The organism is Primorskyibacter sedentarius, assembly GCF_004342065.1.
GTDB lineage: Bacteria > Pseudomonadota > Alphaproteobacteria > Rhodobacterales > Rhodobacteraceae > Primorskyibacter > Primorskyibacter sedentarius.
On sequence record NZ_SLZU01000004.1, the window covers coordinates 61,240 to 81,749 of the forward strand.

20 protein-coding genes are annotated in these 20,510 nt (G+C 61.7%); 9 read left to right on the top strand and 11 right to left on the bottom strand.

Features of this window, described 5'->3' with window-relative positions; translation table 11 throughout:
- Window positions 1–3 precede the first annotated feature (3 nt).
- Entirely contained in the window at window positions 4–1,977 is a 1,974-nt protein-coding gene (locus tag EDD52_RS08395; protein WP_132243818.1) for a cache domain-containing protein, read from the bottom strand.
- 212 nt (window positions 1,978–2,189) lie between these two features.
- Here EDD52_RS08395 and EDD52_RS08400 point away from each other — a divergent pair, with 212 nt between their 5' ends.
- The 4 genes from EDD52_RS08400 (at window position 2,190) to EDD52_RS08415 (ending at window position 5,419) form a co-directional block, all read left to right on the top strand.
- Window positions 2,190–2,894: an ABC transporter permease gene (locus EDD52_RS08400; protein ID WP_132243819.1), complete on the top strand. Its 705-nt coding sequence runs from the start codon at window positions 2,190–2,192 to the stop codon at window positions 2,892–2,894.
- Window positions 2,891–3,604 (top strand): ATP-binding cassette domain-containing protein, encoded by a 714-nt coding sequence (locus tag EDD52_RS08405; RefSeq protein ID WP_132243821.1) that lies wholly within the window; start codon window positions 2,891–2,893, stop codon window positions 3,602–3,604. The genes EDD52_RS08400 and EDD52_RS08405 overlap by 4 nt, the downstream gene beginning before the upstream one ends.
- A complete protein-coding gene (locus EDD52_RS08410; RefSeq protein WP_132243823.1) occupies window positions 3,601–4,407 on the top strand; it encodes an ABC transporter substrate-binding protein in 807 nt (268 codons plus the stop codon). Before EDD52_RS08405 ends, EDD52_RS08410 begins: the two co-directional genes overlap by 4 nt.
- A 166-nt stretch (window positions 4,408–4,573) precedes the next feature.
- On the top strand, window positions 4,574–5,419 hold the full coding sequence (locus EDD52_RS08415) for an SDR family oxidoreductase (protein ID WP_132243825.1): 846 nt from the start codon (window positions 4,574–4,576) through the stop codon (window positions 5,417–5,419).
- 50 nt (window positions 5,420–5,469) lie between these two features.
- Here the strand turns inward: EDD52_RS08415 and polA are convergent, their stop codons facing one another.
- The gene (gene polA, locus EDD52_RS08420; RefSeq protein ID WP_243651878.1) at window positions 5,470–8,271 is read right to left on the bottom strand and encodes a DNA polymerase I; all 2,802 of its coding nucleotides are present in this window, start codon (window positions 8,269–8,271) and stop codon (window positions 5,470–5,472) included.
- Window positions 8,272–8,491: 220 nt separating this feature from the next.
- Window positions 8,492–8,671 (bottom strand): zinc-finger domain-containing protein, encoded by a 180-nt coding sequence (locus EDD52_RS08425; RefSeq protein ID WP_132243829.1) that lies wholly within the window; start codon window positions 8,669–8,671, stop codon window positions 8,492–8,494.
- 76 nt (window positions 8,672–8,747) lie between these two features.
- On the opposite strand from EDD52_RS08425, the gene EDD52_RS08430 reads away from it, so the two are divergent.
- Complete coding sequence (locus tag EDD52_RS08430) at window positions 8,748–9,680, top strand: ABC transporter ATP-binding protein (RefSeq protein WP_132243831.1); 933 nt, start codon at window positions 8,748–8,750, stop codon at window positions 9,678–9,680.
- On the opposite strand, the gene EDD52_RS08435 is transcribed toward EDD52_RS08430, so the two are convergent.
- From EDD52_RS08435 to EDD52_RS08445, 3 genes are all read right to left on the bottom strand, one after another.
- A complete protein-coding gene (locus tag EDD52_RS08435) occupies window positions 9,677–10,459 on the bottom strand; it encodes an ion transporter (RefSeq protein WP_132243833.1) in 783 nt (260 codons plus the stop codon). The two genes, EDD52_RS08430 and EDD52_RS08435, sit on opposite strands and share 4 nt — an antisense overlap.
- Window positions 10,460–10,547: 88 nt before the next feature.
- Complete coding sequence (locus tag EDD52_RS08440; protein WP_132243835.1) at window positions 10,548–10,919, bottom strand: histidine triad nucleotide-binding protein; 372 nt, start codon at window positions 10,917–10,919, stop codon at window positions 10,548–10,550.
- A 20-nt stretch (window positions 10,920–10,939) separates the two neighbouring features.
- A complete protein-coding gene (locus EDD52_RS08445) occupies window positions 10,940–12,517 on the bottom strand; it encodes a DUF5928 domain-containing protein (protein ID WP_132243837.1) in 1,578 nt (525 codons plus the stop codon).
- A 142-nt stretch (window positions 12,518–12,659) separates the two neighbouring features.
- Here EDD52_RS08445 and EDD52_RS08450 point away from each other — a divergent pair, with 142 nt between their 5' ends.
- Entirely contained in the window at window positions 12,660–13,478 is an 819-nt protein-coding gene (locus EDD52_RS08450; protein WP_132243839.1) for a sulfotransferase family protein, read from the top strand.
- A gap of 33 nt (window positions 13,479–13,511) precedes the next feature.
- Here EDD52_RS08450 and EDD52_RS08455 read toward each other — a convergent pair whose 3' ends face one another.
- The 3 genes from EDD52_RS08455 to nth form a co-directional block, all read right to left on the bottom strand.
- Window positions 13,512–14,741 (bottom strand): S8 family peptidase, encoded by a 1,230-nt coding sequence (locus EDD52_RS08455; RefSeq protein ID WP_132243841.1) that lies wholly within the window; start codon window positions 14,739–14,741, stop codon window positions 13,512–13,514.
- A gap of 161 nt (window positions 14,742–14,902) precedes the next feature.
- Window positions 14,903–15,892 (bottom strand): adenosine kinase, encoded by a 990-nt coding sequence (locus tag EDD52_RS08460; protein WP_132243843.1) that lies wholly within the window; start codon window positions 15,890–15,892, stop codon window positions 14,903–14,905.
- Window positions 15,889–16,533, bottom strand: a complete 645-nt coding sequence (gene nth, locus EDD52_RS08465; protein WP_132243845.1) for an endonuclease III — start codon at window positions 16,531–16,533, stop codon at window positions 15,889–15,891. The genes EDD52_RS08460 and nth overlap by 4 nt, the downstream gene beginning before the upstream one ends.
- Before the next feature lie 96 nt (window positions 16,534–16,629).
- On the opposite strand from nth, the gene EDD52_RS08470 reads away from it, so the two are divergent.
- From EDD52_RS08470 to EDD52_RS08480, 3 genes are all read left to right on the top strand, one after another.
- Complete coding sequence (locus EDD52_RS08470) at window positions 16,630–17,481, top strand: methylated-DNA--[protein]-cysteine S-methyltransferase (RefSeq protein WP_132243847.1); 852 nt, start codon at window positions 16,630–16,632, stop codon at window positions 17,479–17,481.
- Between the two features lie 133 nt (window positions 17,482–17,614).
- On the top strand, window positions 17,615–18,277 hold the full coding sequence (locus EDD52_RS08475) for a YiaD family glycine zipper/OmpA-like lipoprotein (protein WP_132243849.1): 663 nt from the start codon (window positions 17,615–17,617) through the stop codon (window positions 18,275–18,277).
- Window positions 18,278–18,479: 202 nt separating this feature from the next.
- Complete coding sequence (locus tag EDD52_RS08480) at window positions 18,480–18,920, top strand: tellurite resistance TerB family protein (RefSeq protein WP_132243851.1); 441 nt, start codon at window positions 18,480–18,482, stop codon at window positions 18,918–18,920.
- Between the two features lie 94 nt (window positions 18,921–19,014).
- Here EDD52_RS08480 and pssA read toward each other — a convergent pair whose 3' ends face one another.
- Window positions 19,015–19,767, bottom strand: coding sequence for a CDP-diacylglycerol--serine O-phosphatidyltransferase (gene pssA, locus EDD52_RS08485; RefSeq protein ID WP_132243853.1), 753 nt, complete (start codon window positions 19,765–19,767; stop codon window positions 19,015–19,017).
- Window positions 19,768–19,770: 3 nt separating this feature from the next.
- The gene (locus tag EDD52_RS08490) at window positions 19,771–20,445 is read right to left on the bottom strand and encodes a phosphatidylserine decarboxylase (protein WP_132243855.1); all 675 of its coding nucleotides are present in this window, start codon (window positions 20,443–20,445) and stop codon (window positions 19,771–19,773) included.
- Window positions 20,446–20,510 lie beyond the last annotated feature (65 nt).

Here is a 20,510-nt window from a genome sequence, read left to right on the forward strand (position 1 = left end):
GACTCATTGAGCGGCCAGTGCCTCTTCGCTATCGGCAGCGGGCAGCCATACGCTGAACTCTGCGCCGCCCTTCGGACGGTTGCGAACGCTGATGCGCCCGCCAGCACGCTGAACCAGCGTTTGTGAGATTGACAGGCCGAGCCCTGTGCCAAGCCCGCGCTTGGTGGTGAAAAATGGGTCGAAAACAGAGGCGATGATATCCTCCGGCACGCCCGGCCCGGTATCGCGCACGATGAGGCAGGCACCTGGCACGCCGCTGTGCTCTTTCGGGATCAGCTCAAGCTCCAATTGGCCGTCGCGGCTCATGGCCTGTACGGCATTGACGATCAGATTGATGATGACCTGCTGCATCTCGCCCGCGTCCATGCAGACCAATGGCGCCGGGTGAAAGGTCGTCCTGACAGAGATCTCGCCCTTTGCGATCTCATGTTGGACAAGCACCAGGCAGTCGCGCACCACGACCTTCAGATCACTCACCTGAGCCTGATCGCCGCCTTCGCCGGGGCCTGCGAAATGCAGCAACTTGCCCACGATGACAGAGATCCTCGCAACCTGATCGTCGATGAGGTCCAGTTCGGTCTTCACCGGTTCGGTGCCTGCACCCAGGGTTTCGCGGATAACATCGACATTGCCCTGAATGACGGCAACGGGGTTGTTGATCTCATGCGCGACGCCGGCTGTGATTTCCCCGATAGAGGCAAGCTTTTCGCTGACCACGAGTTGCCGGTAGGTGTCCTCCAGCTTGTCATTCGCCTCGCGCAGCTGGGCGGTGCGCTGATCGACACGCTGGTTCAACTCATCCGCCCAAGCGCGCAATCGGCGGTCCCGGTCCTGTACCTGATCCAGCAGATCGTCGAGGTGTCCTGCGACCTCTCCGATCTCGCCCTTTGCCTTGACTGGCCCGATGCGGGCCGAAAGATTGCCACTGCCGACGCGGCTCATCGTTTGGGTCATCCGCTCCAGTGGCGCGAAGATACCTTTGGCCATCCACAGAAATACCGGCGCCGACAGCGCCAGAACGGCCGCAAAGGCGCCCAGCATCCACAGGATCGCGTGCCGCTTGGCCGCCGTAAAAGGCGCCTCCAGAAAGCCGACATAGAGCATGCCGACGCGCTGCCCGCGACTGTCGGTCAGCGGCAAGTAGCCCGAGATGTACCAGTCGTTCACCACGAAGGCGCGGTCGAGCCATGTACGCCCTTCATCCAGTACCGTGCCGCGTACAATGGCAGACACCCGGGTGCCAAGCGCACGCACGTTTTCAAACAGACGCACATTGGTAGAGACGCGCACATCCTCCAGAAACAGCGTCGCAGTGCCCTGCCTTTCACCCCCGGTGACGGCGTTGAGATAGACCAGCGCGTTGATTGAATCGATGAAGTCGAGGTTGCGGTTCAGAAGGATGCCGCCCACGAGCACGCCGTGATGTCCGTCGAGGGCCACCGGCGTGGCGGAATGCACGACCATGCCACGATCCTCGACCTTGCGGTCGGTGGGCACGGCGGCTTCTGTATCGATCAGGTCGATCCGGGCGCGGGTGGCCAAATCTCCCGGCAGTCGCGCCAGCTCTGTCGCGTCAAAAATGTCGATGCTGGTATCGGCGCGGCCCGCGAGCGCAGAGGCGATAACCGGCCAGCGTTGCGCTGCCGTATTGGCCTCCGGGCCCGGCAGGAAGGTCAGAAAGTCCAGCCCAAGTGCCGCCTGCTTGCGGCCGAAGAAATCTTGCTGCGCGGTTGCATCCCCACCCAGAACCCGCGCAAATTCAACCGATCCTGCGACGCCAAGCAGCTCTTCACCTGTGCCGGTCATCAGCCGTTCAAGATACTGCTCGGCAATGCGCAAATCGCTTTCGACGTTTGCGATCAACAGCTTGTCGTAATCGGTCGTCCAGCGGGTCATGCCGATAACCAGCAACAGCGGCATCAACAGGATCAGCGGGGCAAGCGCCAGTACAAGCAGGCGCAGACGGACAGAGGTCATATGCAGGCTCTCCTCGGGCCGGGACAGCCTAAGCGCAAACCCGTCCCCTGCGCAAACACGCAACATGGCGGGACGGTCATTCCGACCGGCCTTCGCTATGGGCCCAAAGTCGGAGCGGACAATTTGTCCGGCTTGCGACAAATCGATCTTTCGGGCTGTAACCTCCGGGCCAGCTTTGCAAAAGTGGCGCGAATCGCGGGGGAGGATCGGCGATGGTCGATCTATGGAGCGGGCTGAGCCAGGCGTTTTGGCTGGTCGTCACGCTGGATGCCGAATTGTTGGAGATCGCGCTGCGCTCATTGCGGGTGACGCTGAGCGCGCTTGTCGTGGCATGCCTGATCGCCCTGCCGCTCGCCGGGCTGCTCGCCGTCCGCCGGTTTCGGCTGCGCCGTGCAGTGATAGCGATGCTGAACGCGCTGATGGGGCTGCCGCCGGTGGTGGTCGGGCTGGTGGTTTACGTCTTCCTGTCGCGTTCGGGGCCGCTGGGTGTGCTGGGGCTGCTCTTCACCCCGACGGCGATGATCATCGCGCAGGTCGTCATCATCGTGCCACTGATCGCCAGTATCGCGCACCAATCCCTGCGGGAGCTTTGGCAGGAATATCATGACCTGCTGATTTCGATGAATGTCACGCAGGGCCAGAAGATCCGCACATTGCTTTGGGATGCGCGCCGGGCCTTGCTGACGGCGGCGCTGGCGGGCTTTGGCCGCGCTATAGGCGAGGTCGGGGCGATCATGATCGTGGGGGGCAATATCGACCACGCGACGCGGGTGTTGACCACGGCCATCGCGCTGGAAACGGGCAAGGGCGATTTCGGACTGGCACTTGCGCTGGGGTTTGTCCTCATTGGGCTGGCGATAACGGTGAATATCGCGATTCACTGGCTTAGCCGTACCGAACGGGAGGGCAACTGGTGAGCGCGCTCTTCCCTCTGGTCGTCGAGGCCGCCAAGACCACCCGCCGGGGCAAGGTTCTGGCCGGGCCAGTTGACCTGCGGTTCGAGGCCGAAGGCACGACGGTGGTGATCGGACCGAACGGGGCGGGCAAGACCTCTCTTTTGCGGATGCTGCACGGAACAGCGCGGCTGAGCGGCGGGCGCATCTCCTGGGCGTGTGGAACAGAAGAAGCGCGGCACCATCAGGCGTTTGTCTTCCAGCGGCCCATCATGCTGCGCCGGTCGGTCGAAGAGAACCTGATCTATCCGCTGCGAATCCGGGGCATTGATCGGGCCGAGGCGCGCGAAAAGGCGCATCAATGGGCGCAGCGGGTCGGTCTTGCCGGGATGATGGACCGCGCCGCGCCATCGCTGTCGGGTGGCGAACAGCAGAAACTTGCGCTGGCCCGTGCGCTTATCACCGATCCGAAAGTGGTGTTTCTGGATGAACCTTGCGCGTCGCTTGATGGCCGCGCGATGCGCGAGATCGAAGAGGTGCTGATGACCGCGCGCACCGGCGGAACGCGCCTTATCATGTCGACCCACGATATGGGGCAGGCCCGCAGGCTGGCCGACGACGTGATCTTTCTGTTGCACGGCAAAGTGCATGAATGTGCCGATGCCGCAAATTTCTTTTTGACCCCCCGGACCCAGCAAGGCCGGGCTTTTTTGAGAGGAGACATCGTGGAATGAAACGAATTTTGCTAACGGCTGCCGCGCTCGTCGTGGCGGGGGCCGCACAGGCCGCGGATGTGATGAAGATGGCGGTCACGACCTCTTTTCACAATTCCGGGCTGGCAGAGGTGCTGCTTCCCGAGATCGCAGAGGATCTTGATCTGGAGGTGCAGCTGCTGGTGGTCGGCACCGGCCAGGCGCTGAAGCTTGGGCAGGCAGGTGATGTGGATGCGATTCTCGTGCATTCGCGCGCGGCAGAAGAAGCATTCGTGGCCGAGGGCTATGGCACGCATCGCCGCGAGATCATGTATAATGATTTCGTCGTGATCGGGCCGCAGGACGACCCTGCAGGGGTGACCGACGCCGCCTCTGCAGCCGATGCGTTACAGCGCATCGCCGGGGCCGAAGCCGCTTTTGTCAGCCGTGGCGATGACAGCGGCACCCACAAGAAAGAGCTGAGCCTGTGGAGCGATGCCGGTGTCGCAGAGGACGGTTTCGGCGCGTGGTACAACGCCGTGGGTGCCGGCATGGGGGCGGCACTGAACACCGCGTCTGGCATGGGCGCCTACATCCTGTCGGATCGCGCGAGCTGGCTGAACTTTGGCAACAAGGGCGATCTGGGCCTGCTTTATGCCGGCGACCCGGTGCTTTTCAACCAATATGCCTACCTGCCGGTCAACCCGGACATGCACGGCCATGTGAAGAATGATCTTGCCCTGAAGCTTGAGGAATGGCTGACCTCTGTCCGCGCGAAAGAGCTGATCGAAGGGTACACGATCGGGGGCGAAACGCTTTTCGTGTTCAACGCGACATCAGAATGACAGCAGCGGGCGAGGGGTGCCCGGACATGGTGCCCCGTGCCCGCCAGACACTGGGCGGGGCGGATTGCTGGCAGTTTTGCCGGAGACACAGGTGATAGCCCCCATATAGTGCCACCAAGGCACCGGATCATTCGGCCATCGGAAATCGCAATCAGGAGATCTGCTTATGACCATCGCTGTCACCGCCGTCACCGGCCACTTGGGCGCAGAGATTGTCAGGGGGCTGACAGAGCAGGCCACGGGCGAGAGGGTTGTCGGACTGGCCCGCAGCCCCGAAAAAGCAGGCGATCTTGGGGTCGAATTGCGGCCCGGCGACTATGATCAGCCTGCCCAGCTGGAAACGTCGCTCGCGGGTGTCGATACGGTGCTGCTTGTGTCCGGCATGGCCGCCCCTGATTTGCGTATCCAGCAGCATTGCAACGTTATCGAGGCCGCAAAGGCCGCTGGCGTCAGGAAAATCGTCTACACCAGCGTACAGGGCGCGGAGGAAGGAACGAGTTTCTCTCCGATCATTCAAAGCAATCGCCAGACAGAGGCGGATCTGCGCGGCAGTGGGCTGGACTGGGTGATCGGCCGCAACGGGATCTATATCGAGCCGGATGTCGAATATATCGACAGCTACCGCGAGGCAGGCGAAATCGCCAATTGTGCGGGCGATGGGAGATGCGGGTACACGACACGACAGGAGCTTGCCCACGCCTATGGCCGCATGCTGACCGAGGCAAAGCATAACGGGCGGACCTATTACCTGCATGGCGCACATCTGACGCAGGCAGAGCTTGCCAGCTACATGAACAGTGCCTTCGGGACAGAGCTTGTCTATCGGCCGATGTCCTTTGAGGATTACAGGGCGGATCGCATCGCAGAGCTTGGCGCGTTCCTAGGCACTATCATTGCCGGGATTTACCAGGGGATTCGTAACGGGGCGCTGGACAACCGCAGCGATTTCGCGACAGCCGCAGGGCGCGCGCATCAAAGCTGGGATGACTATTTCGCGACCCTGCGGACTTAGGCGTCAGGCGGGCGCGAAAAGCGCTTTGTGCATAGCTGCGTAAGAGGCGCCTAGTGCGCCTCTGCCCAGTTCTGGCCCTTGCCCGCATCCACCACCAGCGGCACGTCCAGATGCACGACCGGGTCAGCGGCATTTTCCATGACCTGACGCGCGGCTGCGATCAGGCCATCCGTGGCGTCGGTGTCGACCTCGAACAGCAATTCATCGTGGACCTGCAACAGCATCTTGGCTGGCAGGTCGGCAATCGCATCCGGCATGCGGATCATTGCGCGGCGGATGATGTCGGCGGCTGTGCCCTGAATAGGCGCGTTGATCGCGGCGCGTTTGGCAAAGCCCGCGCGGGGGCCTTTCGCGTTGATCTCTGGCGTGTGGATCACCCGGCCAAAGAGCGTTTCTACCCGGTTATGTTCACGCGCGAAGGCCACGGTTTCATCCATATAGGTACGGATGCCGGGGAAGCGCTCAAAGTAGCGGTCGATAAAGCCCTGCGCCTCGGCCCGCGGGATGCGCAGGTTGCGCGCAAGGCCAAAGCCGGAAATGCCGTAGATCACGCCAAAGTTGATCGCCTTGGCCTGACGGCGCACATCCGGGGTCATCTCGTCCAGCGGGACGTTGAACATCTCTGACGCGGTCATGGCGTGGATGTCCTGCCCGTCGCGGAACGCCTGTTTCAGCGCGTCGATCCCGGCCATATGGGCAAGGATGCGCAGCTCGATCTGGCTGTAGTCGAGGCTGACTAGCACCTTGCCCTCGTCGGCCACGAACGCCTCGCGGATGCGGCGGCCCTCTTCGCTGCGGACGGGGATGTTTTGCAGGTTCGGATCGGTGGAGGCCAGCCGCCCGGTCGCCGCGCCCGAGATGACATAGGAGGTGTGCACCCGTCCCGTGTCGGGGTTGATATGCTCCTGCAAGGCGTCGGTATAGGTCGATTTCAACTTCGACAGCTGCCGCCAATCCAGCACGCGGCGCGGCAGTTCATGCTCTGTCGCCAGATCTTCCAGAACATCGGCGCCGGTGGCATAGGCGCCGGTCTTGCCCTTCTTGCCGCCCTCCAGCCCCATCTTGTCGAACAGGATCTCGCCCAGCTGCTTGGGGCTGCCGACGTTAAAGCTTTGCCCCGCAAGCTCGTGGATCTCGGCCTCCAGCCCCGCCATCTTCTGGCTGAACGCGTTGGACATGCGGCTGAGCGTGTCACGTGCGACCTTGATGCCGGTCATTTCCATCTCGGCCAGCACTGGCACAAGTGGTCGTTCCAGCCGTTCGTAAACCCGTGTGACCTTGGCCTTGTGAAGCTGCGGCTTGAAGACCTGCCACAGGCGCAGGGTGATATCGGCATCTTCGGCGGCGTATTTCGTGGCCTCGTCGATGGGCACAAGATCAAAGGTGATCTGGCTTTTGCCGGTGCCCAGAAGCGTCTTGATCGGGATCGGCGAATGGCTGAGATAGCGTTCGGAGAGCGCGTCCATGCCATGCCCGTGCAGCCCGGAATTCATGGCATAGGACATCAGCATCGTGTCATCGATGGGGGCAATCTTCACGCCATACCGCGCCAGGATCTTGGCGTCGTATTTCATGTTCTGGCCGATCTTCATCACGGCGGGGTCTTCCAGCAGCGGGCGCAGTGCGTCCAGCACCTCGTCCACGCCCATCTGCCCCTCGGCCAGATCGTCAGAGCCGAACAGATCGTCGCCGCCCGCCTCCTTGTGGATCAGCGGGATGTAGCAGGCCTCGCCCGCCTCGACACAAAGCGAGATGCCCACAAGATCGACGCGCATTTCGTTCAGGCCGGTGGTTTCGGTATCGATGGCAATCCAGCCGCGGTCACGGGCCTTGGCAATCCATCGCTCCAGCGCGGCCATGTCGCGGACGCATTCGTAGGCGGCAGGATCAATGGGCGGTGCTTCGACCGCATCCTCGGGCGGGTTGGCCCCTTCGGGCGTCGTGTCGGGGATGACCGGCGGCTCAACCTCCAGCGCGTCGGCGATGCGCTTGGTCAGGGTGCGAAACTCCATCTCTGTCAGGAAGCCCAGCAGCGTATCAGGATCCGGCTCTTTCACTTCCAGATCATCAAGGCCGAAATCCAGTGGCGTTTCGCAGTCCAGCTGCACCAGCCGTTTGGACAGCTCGATCTGGTCGCGGTTGTCGATCAGGGTCTGGCGCCGCTTGGGCTGCTTGATCTCTTCGGCGCGGTCCAGCAGATCCTCAAGCGAGCCATATTCGTTTATAAGCAAGGCGGCCGTCTTGATCCCGATACCCGGCGCGCCCGGCACGTTATCCACCGAATCGCCGGCCAGAGCCTGCACGTCGACCACACGGTCGGGCCAGACGCCGAATTTCTCGAACACGCCATCGCGGTCGATGCGCTTGTTTTTCATCGCGTCCAGCATCTCGACTCCGTCGCCGACAAGCTGCATCAGGTCCTTGTCGGAACTGATGATCGTGACCCGCCCGCCAGCTTTGCGCGCCTGACAGGCAAGCGTGGCGATCATGTCGTCTGCCTCGTATCCGTCGAGTTCCTTGCAGGCGATGTTGAACGCCTCGGTCGCGCGCCGGGTCAACGGGATTTGCGGGCGCAGGTCTTCGGGCATGGCCTCGCGGTTGGCCTTGTACTGGTCGTACATATCGTTGCGGAACGTGTGGCTGCCCTTGTCAAATATCACCGCCACATGGGTCGGCGCGTCCGGGCCTGCATTATCCTCGACATATTTCTGCAGCATGTTGCAGAAGCCCGAAACCGCCCCGATCGGCAGCCCGTCGGATTTCCGCGTCAGCGGCGGCAGCGCGTGATATGCGCGAAAGATGAAGGCCGATCCGTCGATCAGATGCAGGTGACAGCCTTTGCCGAATGCCATGACGCGTTCTCCCATTCCTCGTGCCGCCGATGCGACAGTGCCACGGCTGCGCGCCAGAGGCCACACCCCTCGGGGCCGACACGGCCGGGGGCAGTTTTCTGCCGCAGCTTTGGTGGTTCAAAATATCTCGGGGCCAGTTTGCCCGGCGCGGGCCCGACGGGGCACGGCCACATCCGCAACACCAAGACCGGTCGGAAAGGCCCGGCCGGTCGGCGACCCGTCAGGCCTTGTCTTCGAAATCCTTGTGGACGTATTTCGCGTCGCAGTAAGGGCATTCGACAAAGCCTGTCTCATGCGGGATCTGTAGCCAGACGCGCGGATGCCCGGTTGCGGCACCGCCACCGTCGCAGGCGACGCGAAAAGTGTCGACAATCTTGATTTCCGGCGCTTGCGTTGTCATGTGCTGCGTTCCCTTTTCGCTGGCAATGCACTACCTGCGTTATGGGCGATCAGGGCATCAGGAGCAAGACCACGCGATGACACAGGACGCGATCCGTATCGAAGGTGTACGCAAGACCTATGGCGGCACCGGACGCAGCCCGGCCAAAGAGGCGCTGAAAGGCATCGATCTAAGCGTTCCGGCGGGGTCGGTCTTTGGCCTGCTTGGCCCGAACGGTGCCGGCAAATCGACGTTGATCAATATTCTGGCAGGGCTGGTGAACAAGACGGCGGGCAAGGTGACGATCTGGGGCTTTGATCAGGACCGCAATCCGCGCCAGTCGCGCGCGGCCATCGGGGTGATGCCTCAAGAGCTGAACTTGGACCCTTTCTTCAGCCCGCGTGGCGCGCTGGAGGTGCAGGCAGGACTTTATGGCGTGCCGAAATCGCAGCGCCGGTCGGACGAGATACTGAAGATGATCGGGCTGGAAGATAAGGCGGATGTCTACGCGCGCACCCTTTCGGGCGGTATGCGGCGCAGGTTACTGCTGGGCAAGGCGCTGGTCCATGATCCGCAAATTCTGGTGCTGGACGAACCCACGGCCGGCGTCGATATCGAACTGCGCCAGATGCTTTGGGAAAATGTCCGCCGCCTGAACCGCGAGCGCGGAATGACCATCATCCTGACCACCCACTACCTCGAAGAAGCCGAGGAAATGTGCGACGAGATCGCGATCATCCATCACGGGGAGGTCGTGGCCAATGACAGCACGGAAAACCTTTTGAGCCATATGGACGCCCGCAAGATGATCATCCAGCCCGATGGCGATGCGACGCAGCTGCCCGACGCACCGGGGGTGGAGGTACAGCGCCGCGAAGACGGGGCGCTGGTGTTGAGCTACAGGTCAGGCCAGATCGCCGCTGACGATGTCTTGCAGGCCGTTCGGGAAGCGGGCGTGCGTATCCGCGACGTGCGCACCGAACAGCCGGACCTTGAGGATGTGTTTCTGGAACTGACCCGCAGCCGTTAACGGCGGTCGCGGGTTTCCTTCAGCAAGGCTTCGATTTCGACAAGCCGGGTCAGGACCTCATCGCGGTAATTGTCGGTGCGCTCCACGTCTTCTTCATGGTGAGCTTCCTGCATGGAATTCACGATCAGGCCGACCACAAGGTTCACCACCGTGAAAGTGGTGACCAGAATGAAGGGGACAAAGAACGCCCAAGCGTAAGGGTAAATCTCCATCACCGGGCGGACGATGCCCATCGACCACGATTCCAGCGTCATGACCTGGAACAGCGAATAGGCCGATCGCGCAAGTGTTCCGAACCAATCGGGGAAGGCGCCGCCGAACAGTTTGGTCGCCATGACCGCGCCGATATAGAAAATCAGCCCGGTCAGCAGGAAAACCGACCCCATGCCGGGCAGGGCGCTCATCAGCCCTTCGACCACGCGGCGCAGCGAGGGCGTGACCGACAGCACCCGCAGCAGCCGCAGAATGCGCAGGGCGCGCAGCACCGACAGGCCCTGCGCCGCAGGGACCAGCGAGATCCCGACGATCACGAAGTCGAAGATGTTCCAGCCATTGCGAAAGAAAGACGGGCCGCGGGCGTAAAGCTTCAGCGCAATCTCGGCCACAAAGATGGCAAGGCAGATCTGATCAAGCAGATGGATCAGCCCGCCCACGCGCGCCATCACCTGCGAAGAGGTTTCCAGACCCAGGATCACCGCGTTGAACAGGATCACGCCCAGAATGAAATTCTGCACGGAGGCACGGTCTATCATCGCCCCGATTCGCGCTCTGGTCACCATGTGGAAGAAGCTCCGTCGTTGTGCGGCCAGCCGCCTTTGCCCGCCTCATATGGGAGGGCGGGCGGCAGACGACAAGGCAGTCTTCGGGTCAGTCGGCGCGTGACAGCATCCGGCCCAGCGGACGTCCGCCGAGGATATGCACATGCAGATGGGGAACCTCCTGCACCCCGGCCTCTCCGGCGTTGGAGATCGTGCGGTAGCCATCCGCCTGAAGACCCTCTTGTTCGACGACGCGAGCGATCACGCGGTTGAAATCCACGATTTCAGCGTCAGAGGCATCGCGGGCGAAATGATCGTAGCAGACATATGACCCTTTCGGCACGACCAGCACATGCACCGGCGCCTGCGGGTGGATGTCGCGGAAAGCCAGCGTGTGGTCTGTCTCCATCACCGTGTCGTTGGGGATCTCGCCGCGCAATATCTTGGCAAAGATGTTCTGGTTGTCATAGCTGTAGGGCATCGGAATCCTCGATCATTGGGTCAATCGGCAAAAAGATAGTCCGCCTGGATGATTTCCATTGCCTTGTCGTAGGAAACGGACAGGAAATCCGCAAGGACACGGGCATTCGCCTCTGGCGGGTCGCTTTCGCGCATCCGCCCGAGATTGGCGAAACCTGCGTCCCGAATGCGATCCGACTCATGTTCGATATCCAGCCGGATCGCGGGCAAGAGCGCACCCAGCGTGTCCTTTGGCGTGCGGTCGCCCGCCAGACCGACGCGAGAGGCGTGGCCGATCAGATAGTCGTCGCTGAACTGGCATTCGATCTCCAGCAGGCGCGTGACGGACCGGTCGCGGCAGAAATCCTCCAGCAGGTTGAGGTCCGACGGATCGATGCACACGATCAGCCGGTCCGTTTCGAAATAATCGAATAGCATCCTCATCAGCGACCGCCGGTGGCGATGCCGCTTGGACAGCGAGGTCTGGATGTTTCCCAGATCGGGCAGCCAGGTGCCTTCTTCATTGAACAGGTATTCGATCACCGGGATGTTGGTGGTCTGGCGAATACGCTCCAGCAACCGTTTGGCGACATGCCACTTCTTGCACACCACGATCAGCAACTCGCGTTCGCGGCCAAAGCTGGCTTCCGTCTCCCAGAACCGGGGCGCGAACCGCCTGCCGATTCGTCCTCTTCCGGTCAGGAACTTGAACAGCGACTGGCCTTCGTTCGAAATCTCGAAATGCTCGCCTTGGGACGCGTAAAGCACGCCAAGCCTGCGTTTGAGCTCTTTTGCCTCCGGGCTGATCTTGCGCGCGAAGAGAAAATCCTGACGGATCAGCAGGTCATAGTGGTCATTGTAGAAATTCACCGGCATGCCGTAATCGGTGAACATCAGGAAGGTCAGCGTCCTGCCGTCGATCTCTTCGCGGGGCACAAGGTGGCGCACCACCGTCTGGAAAAAGGTTTCGTCCGGAATCCAGGTTGTCGAGAAAAAGCGCATCACGTCGCGGCGCCTTTCAGTGAACTCCAGGATCATCTCGACGGTTCGCCTGCGCAGGCACCACCACTGGCTGCCGATCATCACCTCGATGTCCTGCGGAATTTCCCGCGTCAGGCCCAGGTGTTTCTGAACCGCGAACATCGCGTAGAAGCGCCCCTTCTGGGTGCGTTCGTTGAACCAGTGGCGATAGATTAGCCGCTCTTCCTTCCAGCCCGTCTTGATCCACTCGGACTGAAAATAGTCAAAGCTCTCGATGTAATCGACGTCGCGGCTGTCGAGGAACTGATGGGCATATTCGGCCGACTTGATCGCCATGCAATCGCCCGACAGCATGTAGAAATGCGTGGCCCGCGGGAAGGCATCCACCGCGGCCTGTACGGCGTTGAGCGTCGCACGGATCAGCGACCACTCCCCCCAGCCGCATTTCACGCGTTTCTTCGCAAAGGTGACGTTCGGGTTGCCATCTAGGGCGGCGCGTATCTTGCGATAGGCGTCCGGCTTGGCCCGTGCATCAAAGTGGATGGCCATGTAGTCGCCGACGGCAGTCAGGCTTTGCGCCTGCTTGATGATGGCGTCGGGGTCCTTGTGACACAGCAATATGAAGGCAATTCTCGCCATTCGGCCAACCATTTATCCCTTCTTGACCCGATGTATCGTGTAGTAGAGAGGAACGGAGATTGAATAAACCGGGTTTCTTTGCTTTTTTGTCCGGAAGAAGCGTCCAGGCACAAGCGTGACGCTCTGTTTGGAGGCGGTGACTATGGGTTTTCCCGGCGTTTGGATGACCGAAAGCGAAAGTATGGTGTATCGGGTGGTGCCGAAATGCGCCTGCTCGACCATCGGGCAGATCCTATATTATTCCGATCATGGCACGTTTTACGACGGTGACATTCACGATGCTCAGCACGGGCTTCACAAATGGGCGCAGGAAGACAGCCAGCCACTCATAGAGTCCAACGTGAAGGCGCATAAGTCCTATGCCTTCACCTGCGTACGCAATCCGTATACGCGCATCCTTTCGTCTTATTTCGACAAGATTTGCGGCATTCAACGCAATGGCCGCCGCTACCGGGGCAACATGGTGCCCATGCTGACGCAGAAATACGGCATCGAGGTTGGCGGAGAGGACGGAAAGCAGGAATTCGACCAGATCAAGAGCTTCCGGCGTTTTCTGCTGTTTGCACGTGACACGATCCGGTGGCGCAAACCGATGGAGCCCGACATCCACTGGTCGGCCATGTCAGGCCATGTCAGCACCTTCATCCTCAACGGCGGGCGCTACGACAACATCTTCTGGACGGAAAAATTCGACGAGGGGATGCAAAAGGTGCTGGATTCGGTGGATCACAAGCATGGCATCGACCTTGCCGAAATTCCGCGTTTCAACGAATCCGAAGGCCACGGGCCAAAGCGGGCGCACCCGGTCGAGGATTATTTCGACGATCTTTCGATGCATCTGGTCTACGAGATCTACAAGCGCGACTTTCAGATGTTCAAATATGATTTCGCCAATCCCGGTAACAAGATGCCGATCGGAGAGATCGACCTTGACGAGGTTCACGCCAAGCTGGGCGAGTGAGCCGCGGTTGCCCGCGGCCCACTGCGTTCCTGATCAGCTCATCGCCGCCGATGGCGCCTGCACAAGCCCCTGACCGCGATCCATCAGATCGGTCCCCGGGGCAAAGCCGGAGGTGATCGCAGTTGCCAGCAGGCGCGCCTCGACCGCGCGGGCAGTAAGCGGCACGCCTGATTGCGCCAGAGCCTGCCACCACAGCGCGGTGACGCCCGCCACATGCGGCGTGGCCATCGAGGTGCCGTTCAGGCTGCGCAACCCGCCGCCTGACCTTGCAGAGATGATGCCAACGCCAGGCGCGCTGACCACCGGATTCGTGTTGGAAAACGGCGCCACGGTCAGACCGCCATCGCCCTGACCAAGCGCCCCGACCGATACCACCCCTTCGGCGGCTGCCGGCACGCTGGCCGACACCTCGAAATCTGGCGAAATCTGGCGTCGGCTTTCGTTACCTGCCGCCGCGACTACGAGCGTGCCGCCGTTGAAATCGGCCTGCCGCCGGATCATCGACATCAGCGCATCGAACATCCGCAGGTTCATCCGGTAGCCTTCCAGCGCGACAGATGTTGCCAGCAGCACGGGGTAGTCGTTTTCCGTGACCAGCCGTTCTGCGAACCCCGGAAAGTCAAAACCCAGCGACATGGAGATCACGCGCGCCGGGTTTTCCTGGCCCGACACCCAGCGCATGGCGTTGAAGAGCATCTCGGACGATCCGCGCCCGTCATCGGCAAGCACCTTGCCGATCACTGCGTCTGTCACACCTGTCGCGACCCCGATGCGGGTGCCTTCGACATCCCGGCCAAAGATCGTGCCCGCGCAATGGGTGCCATGGCCATTGGCATCCTGAAGGCCAGAGCCGGAGAAATCCGCGCGCGTCAGGGTCACACCGGCAAAGGCCGCATGATCGGCGTCAATGCCGGTGTCCAGCACCGCCACGCGCACACCGCTGGCGTCAAAGGGCGAGGTATCGGCCCCGACGCTGGTAATGCCCCAGGCTGGCACGGCGTCCTCGTCTCTTGCGTCGTCCAGCGGTTCGGGTTCGATCAGCCGCGTGGGCATGGAGCGCGCAAGGCTCAGGATCGAGGGGTCGCGGCTGGCATCCCGCAGGTCATTCGGCGTAAGGTCACGTGTTTCGATCGTCGGGGCAGGCGGCGGAAACAGCGTTTCTTCGGTGCCAAAAATCCCGGCAGTGGGGCCCCTGAATGTGCCGCCGCGGCGATGGGACAGCATGGCAGCATTATCGTCACGCAGCATAATATATTGGGCCATCAGAACCATTCCTTCACTGTAAAAAAAGCATATGATCGCCACGCCCCGGTCAAGGGGGCATGGCTGGTAATGCCAGGATTATACAGCCGAAGGTTGAGTCGCTCCAAGCCCGTCCACAGGTGGAATGCGTGAATAGCCCGTGAAAAACGCGCCTGAGGCGCTCAGGCCAGCCCGTTTTGGCGGAAAAGCTGAAGCAGGTTAGCCTCGGGGCGCGCGCCCATGTGGCTGATGACCTCTGTCGCCGCGACACATCCCATGCGCCCGGCCGTGGGCATATCCGCGCCTGTCGCAAGCCCGTAAAGGAACCCGGCCGCAAACTGATCGCCCGCACCCGTGGCATCGACCGGGACGATCCGATCGACCGGTATATCGGTGCGCTCACCATTGCGGATGATCGTGACGCCATCGCCGGAGCGCGTGCAGACCAGCAGCGGGCAGATGGCCGAGACCCGCGCAAGGTCAGCGTCCAGATCGTTGTCCTGGAACAGCGAGCGGATCTCGGCCTCGTTGCCGATCACGTAATCCATCTCGTTCTCGATCAGGTTCAGAAAGTCTTCGCGGTGACGCTCCACACAGAAGGGATCAGAGATCGCAATACCGGCCAGCCCCCCGGCAGCGCGGCAGGTACGCGCAAGGCGGATGAACGCCTCTTTGCCCTTGTCCTTGTCGAACAGATACCCTTCGAGAAAGACGATATCAGCTTCGGAGGCCACCTCGTCCGGCACATCTTCGGGGCCAAGCTCTGCCGAGATGCCAAGATAGGTGTTCATTGACCTCTCACCATCGGGGGTGACGAAAATCATGCTGCGCGAGGTCGGCAATTCGCCGCCGGGCACCGGGGCATTCACGAAATCGGTGCCGTCATCACTCATCGCCTTGGCGTAGAACTTGCCCAAAGCGTCGTCATGCACGCGCCCGATGAACCCGGTGCGCAGCCCCAGATTGCCCAGACCTGCCAGCGTGTTGGCAACAGACCCGCCGGGCGCCTGCACGCGGTCTTTCATCGAGGCATAAAGCAGCTGCGCGCGGTCGGTCTCGATCAACTGCATGATGCCCTTGTCGATGCCCATCTGTTCCAGAAAGCTGTCATCGCATTGGGTGATGACATCAACGACGGCATTGCCGATTCCGACAACCTGGTATTTTTTCATGGGGTCTTGTCCTCAAACTCGCACAGATCACGGATCAGGCAGGCGTTACATTTGGGTTTGCGCGCGACGCAGGTATAGCGCCCGTGCAGGATCATCCAGTGATGCGCATGTTGCTGGAAATCCACGGGAATATTGTCTTCGATGGCGCGCTCTACCGCGACCACATCCTTGCCCGGACAGACGCCGGAACGATTGCCAAAGCGGAAGATATGCGTGTCCACGGCCTGCGCCGGGTAATGCCACCACATATTCAGCACGACATTGGCGGTCTTGCGCCCCACACCGGGCAGCGATTGCAGGGCGGCGCGCGAACAGGGCACCTCGCCGCCATATTCCTCGACAAGGATACGGCTCAGCTTGATGACGTTCCTGGCCTTGTTGCGGAACAGCCCGATCGTCTTGATGTGTTCAATCACGCCTTCCTCGCCAAGCGCCAGCATCTTTTCCGGCGTGTCGGCGATCTGAAAGAGCCTGGCCGTGGCCTTGTTCACGCCCGCATCGGTCGCTTGTGCGGACAACGCCACTGCCACGACAAGCGTGAAGGCGTTGACATGGTCAAGCTCGCCCTTCGGCTCCGGTTCGGAGGCGTGGAAACGTTCAAAGATCTCGCGGATCGTATGATAATCGAGCTGCTTGGCCATGGCGGGCGGTATGCACGGCTTTGGCAACATGCGCAATATTCGGGTCGCAGCAGCGTGGGCGCGCGCGGTAGGATAGGGCAAACGAAAGGATGCGACATGCCAGAGGATTTTGCGGAAGGTGGGTATCATTTCCACGTCATGCGCCGGGCGATAGAGCTGATTGATGCGGCCCAGGACCCTTTGACGCTGGAATCACTGGCGGCAGATATGGATATGAGCCCCGCGCATTTTCAGCGCCTGTTTTCGCGCTGGGTCGGGGTTTCGCCCAAACGCTACCAGCAATATCTGACGCTGGGCCACGCCAAGGCGCTGCTGCGCGAGAGGTTCACGACGCTGGAGGCCGCGCATTCGACAGGCCTTTCGGGCGGCGGGCGCCTGCACGACCTCTTTCTGCGGTGGGAGGCGATGAGCCCCGGCGAATTTGCACGCGGCGGAGCTGGGTTGACCATCTATTGGGGGTGGTATGACAGCCCGTTCGGGCCCGCGCTGGTCATGGGGACCGACAAGGGGATCTGCGGCATCGCCTTTTCGTCCGAGTTTGGCGAGGATGTCGCGATGGCCGACCTGACCGGCCGCTGGCCCGGCGCGACTTTCATCGAGGATGCAGAACGTTTGCGCCCCTGGGCTTTGGCAGCCTTTGGTGCAGATGGCGCCAGCTGTGAGCCCACGCCGCTCTACCTCATCGGTGCGCCCTTCCAGATCAAGGTGTGGGAGGCGCTGCTGCGTATCCCCTCCGGCCACGTCACCACCTATTCTGAAATTGCGCAGGCGGTCGGCCACCCAAAGGCCGTGCGGGCGGTGGGAACGGCAGTGGGGCGCAACCCGATCAGCCTGCTCATCCCCTGCCACCGCGCGCTGCGCAAATCGGGGGGCTTGGGCGGTTACCATTGGGGATTGCCGGTCAAACGCGCCATTCTGGCCTATGAAGGCGCGCGCGCCGATGCCTGACCACATACCGTGATCACGATGGGCGGAACCCTGCCGATTTCCCCTTGCCGAGTGGTTGGGCAGGGATACATGATGCCGTATAAACGGCACGAACGCGCAAGAATGCGCGCGCAATCAAACGAGGCAACACGACATGAGCTTTTTCTTCCGCCCGACAATTCTGGCAACCGCCGGCCTGATGGCCGTCACGGCCTGTACCACGACCGACTACTCCAACGATCCCAACCGTCAGGCCAAGCAAGGCGCACTGATCGGCGCCATTGGTGGCGCAGTTGCGGGCCGTGTGATCGGCGGCAACAACGATGACCGGGTCAAGAACACCGTCGCAGGGGCCGCTGCTGGTGCCGCAATCGGCGGCCTGATCGGCAACAACCTCGACAAGCAGGAAGCAGAGCTGCGCCAGACGATGGGCAGCAATGTCGGCATCGTGAACACTGGCGACCGCCTGATCGTGACCCTGCCGCAGGACATCCTGTTCGCCACTGACAGCACCGCCGTACGCCCCGACCTGCAGTCTGACCTGCGCGCGCTGGCCAGCAACCTGCAATCCTACCCGAACACCACGGTTCAGGTCATCGGCCACACCGATAACGTGGGCGAGGCGTCCTACAACCAAGGTCTCTCGTCGCGTCGTGCACAGGCTGTTTCCGGCATCCTGATCTCGAACGGCGTATCCTCTGGCCGTATCCAGTCCTTCGGCCGCGGCGAAGACCAGCCCATCGCGTCGAACCTGACGCCCGAAGGGCGCCAGCAGAACCGCCGTGTGGAAATCGTGATCCTGCCAAACGCGGCCTGATCGCGGCCCATCGGACGATGTATCGACCCCACGCCCCGCAATCAAATGCGGGGCGTTTTGCGTCTTTGGCTGTGATTGCCGGGTAAGACGGCATCGCACAGGCCAAAAATTCTCTGATCACGGGCATGAAATGGCGATGACAGGCCTATTGCCGCGCGGGCATTGCCGCTAGTCTGAGCGCGTCACAAATCCAGGGACTGCCATGTTCGAAAACCTGATTGCCTTCTTTCGCAACCCCACGGGATACCAGACCCCTTTGCCCGAAGCGGATGCGCGGCATGCGATGGGCGCGCTCATGGTGCGGGCGGCCAAGGCCGACAACGCCTACCTTTTCGAAGAGATCAGCCTGATTGACCGGGTTTTGGGCAAACGTCACGGGCTCAACGCTGTCGATTCCGCCAAGATGCGCGCTGCATGCGAAAAGCTGGAAGCAGGCATGCCCGACACCGCCGAAATGACCGAGATCCTGCGCGACGCGATCAGCAGTGATGAGCGCGAAGCCACGCTGCGCGCGCTTTGGGCCGTGGTTTATGCGGATGGCGTCAAACATGACGAGGAAGATCTGCTCTTGCACCAGATCGAAAACGTCCTTGGGATTTCGCATGAACGCGCCAAGGCGTTGCAGGCCGAGGCTGAGAGTTAAGGCACCCCAAGCCTGCCACGGCTCCGGCGACGACAGCAGCCGGCCGACCCGTCCGGCCTCTTGCAGCGCAGCAATCCAAGGTTGGCGGGGCTGCCTATTTCTTGCGCCGCCGTTTGCGACGATGCATCAGCAGCGCCCAGATCACCGTAGCGATATATCCCAGGCACAGCACGATCAGCGTGACCCACGCATAGGTCAGCACCATCGCACCGGCAAAGGCGACCGCGACGAGGAAGTATTTCACGTTCTCGCGCGACACGCGTGTGGTCTTGAAAGACCATGTCGGGATACGGCTGATCATCAGCAGGCCGATCGCAACCATGTAAAGACAGATGATCAGGTCCGCGACCAGTGCCCGATCGGTGAAGGCGAAGGACAGGTACATCGGCAGCATCACCAGCATCGCCCCCGCAGGCGACGGCACGCCCACGAAATAGGCATGTCCCAGCGGTGGTTCTGACGATTTCGCGCCGACGTTGAATCGCGCCAGCCGCACGACGCAGCAGACGCAGTAGATCAGGACACACAGCCATCCAAGGCTGCTCATGTCCTCCAGCGCCCAGAAATACAGCAGCAGCGGGGGTGCTACGCCGAAATTCAGGAAATCGGCGAGCGAGTCCAGTTCCGCGCCCATCTTGCTGTCGACCTTGAGCGCGCGGGCAAGCCGCCCATCCACGCCGTCAAGCACGCAGGCCGCGAAAATCAGCAGGACGGCTGTCAGGAAATCCCCCTGCGTGCCGGACCTGATCGCCGTCAGCCCGGCGCAGATCGACCCGACCGTCAGCATGTTCGGCAGCAGGTGGATCAGCGTGAAGTCCTTGCGGGACGGTTCTGGTTGGTCTGTCATCGGTCAGGTCGTCGACACGTCGGTCAATTCCGCGATCACTGTCTCGCCCGCGACCATCGTCTGCCCAAGGCTGACCAGCGGTGTGATCCCGTCGGGCAGGTAGACGTCCAGACGCGATCCGAAGCGGATCAGCCCGAACCGCTCGCCCGTGGCCAGCTCGGTTCCGGGCTTCGTCCAGCATACGATGCGCCGCGCAACCAGCCCCGCGATCTGAACCACAGCGATGGATCTGCCATCGGCCATGTCGATCCGCAGGCTGTTGCGCTCGTTATCCACGCTGGCCTTGTCGAGCGACGCGTTCAGGAACTTGCCGGGCCGGTAGGAAACCTCGCCCACAGTGCCCGCAATCGGCGCGCGGTTCACATGGCAATTGAAGACGTTCATGAACACGCTGACGCGGGTCAGCGCCCTGTCGCCCATGCCAAGCTCTTGCGGCGGGACGGCGGGTTCGATCAAAGAGATTACGCCATCGGCAGGGCTGACCAGAACGCCCGGGCGGCGCGGCGTCACGCGTTCGGGGTCACGGAAGAAGTAGTAGCACCAGACCGTGGCCCCGACGCCGATCCAGCCCAGCACCTCCCATATGAGAAACAGCACAAGCGTGATCGCGGCGAAGATCGCAACGAATTTGCGCCCTTCCGGGTGCATTGGTTTGACGAAAGTGTCGAGCATGTTCATGGCGGGCGTCCTGGTGGGTGAGCGTGGTTGCCCTTCTGCCTAATCGCCTTGCGCGCAAGTTTGAA

Bases quoted from the DNA above. Each gene is read 5' to 3' on its own strand.
- EDD52_RS08435 (WP_132243833.1), bottom strand. From the start codon at position 10,459: ATGGTGACCAGAGCGCGAATCGGGGCGATGATAGACCGTGCCTCCGTG.
- EDD52_RS08450 (WP_132243839.1), top strand. From the start codon at position 12,660: ATGGGTTTTCCCGGCGTTTGGATGACCGAAAGCGAAAGTATGGTGTAT.
- EDD52_RS08455 (WP_132243841.1), bottom strand. From the start codon at position 14,741: ATGGCCCAATATATTATGCTGCGTGACGATAATGCTGCCATGCTGTCC.
- pssA (WP_132243853.1), bottom strand. From the start codon at position 19,767: ATGACAGACCAACCAGAACCGTCCCGCAAGGACTTCACGCTGATCCAC.
- EDD52_RS08425 (WP_132243829.1), bottom strand. From the start codon at position 8,671: ATGACAACGCAAGCGCCGGAAATCAAGATTGTCGACACTTTTCGCGTC.
- EDD52_RS08470 (WP_132243847.1), top strand. From the start codon at position 16,630: ATGCCAGAGGATTTTGCGGAAGGTGGGTATCATTTCCACGTCATGCGC.
- EDD52_RS08475 (WP_132243849.1), top strand. From the start codon at position 17,615: ATGAGCTTTTTCTTCCGCCCGACAATTCTGGCAACCGCCGGCCTGATG.
- EDD52_RS08430 (WP_132243831.1), top strand. From the start codon at position 8,748: ATGACACAGGACGCGATCCGTATCGAAGGTGTACGCAAGACCTATGGC.
- nth (WP_132243845.1), bottom strand. From the start codon at position 16,533: ATGGCCAAGCAGCTCGATTATCATACGATCCGCGAGATCTTTGAACGT.
- EDD52_RS08410 (WP_132243823.1), top strand. From the start codon at position 3,601: ATGAAACGAATTTTGCTAACGGCTGCCGCGCTCGTCGTGGCGGGGGCC.
- EDD52_RS08415 (WP_132243825.1), top strand. From the start codon at position 4,574: ATGACCATCGCTGTCACCGCCGTCACCGGCCACTTGGGCGCAGAGATT.
- EDD52_RS08480 (WP_132243851.1), top strand. From the start codon at position 18,480: ATGTTCGAAAACCTGATTGCCTTCTTTCGCAACCCCACGGGATACCAG.
- EDD52_RS08400 (WP_132243819.1), top strand. From the start codon at position 2,190: ATGGTCGATCTATGGAGCGGGCTGAGCCAGGCGTTTTGGCTGGTCGTC.
- polA (WP_243651878.1), bottom strand. From the start codon at position 8,271: ATGGCATTCGGCAAAGGCTGTCACCTGCATCTGATCGACGGATCGGCC.
- EDD52_RS08395 (WP_132243818.1), bottom strand. From the start codon at position 1,977: ATGACCTCTGTCCGTCTGCGCCTGCTTGTACTGGCGCTTGCCCCGCTG.
- EDD52_RS08445 (WP_132243837.1), bottom strand. From the start codon at position 12,517: ATGGCGAGAATTGCCTTCATATTGCTGTGTCACAAGGACCCCGACGCC.
- EDD52_RS08440 (WP_132243835.1), bottom strand. From the start codon at position 10,919: ATGCCCTACAGCTATGACAACCAGAACATCTTTGCCAAGATATTGCGC.
- EDD52_RS08490 (WP_132243855.1), bottom strand. From the start codon at position 20,445: ATGAACATGCTCGACACTTTCGTCAAACCAATGCACCCGGAAGGGCGC.
- EDD52_RS08460 (WP_132243843.1), bottom strand. From the start codon at position 15,892: ATGAAAAAATACCAGGTTGTCGGAATCGGCAATGCCGTCGTTGATGTC.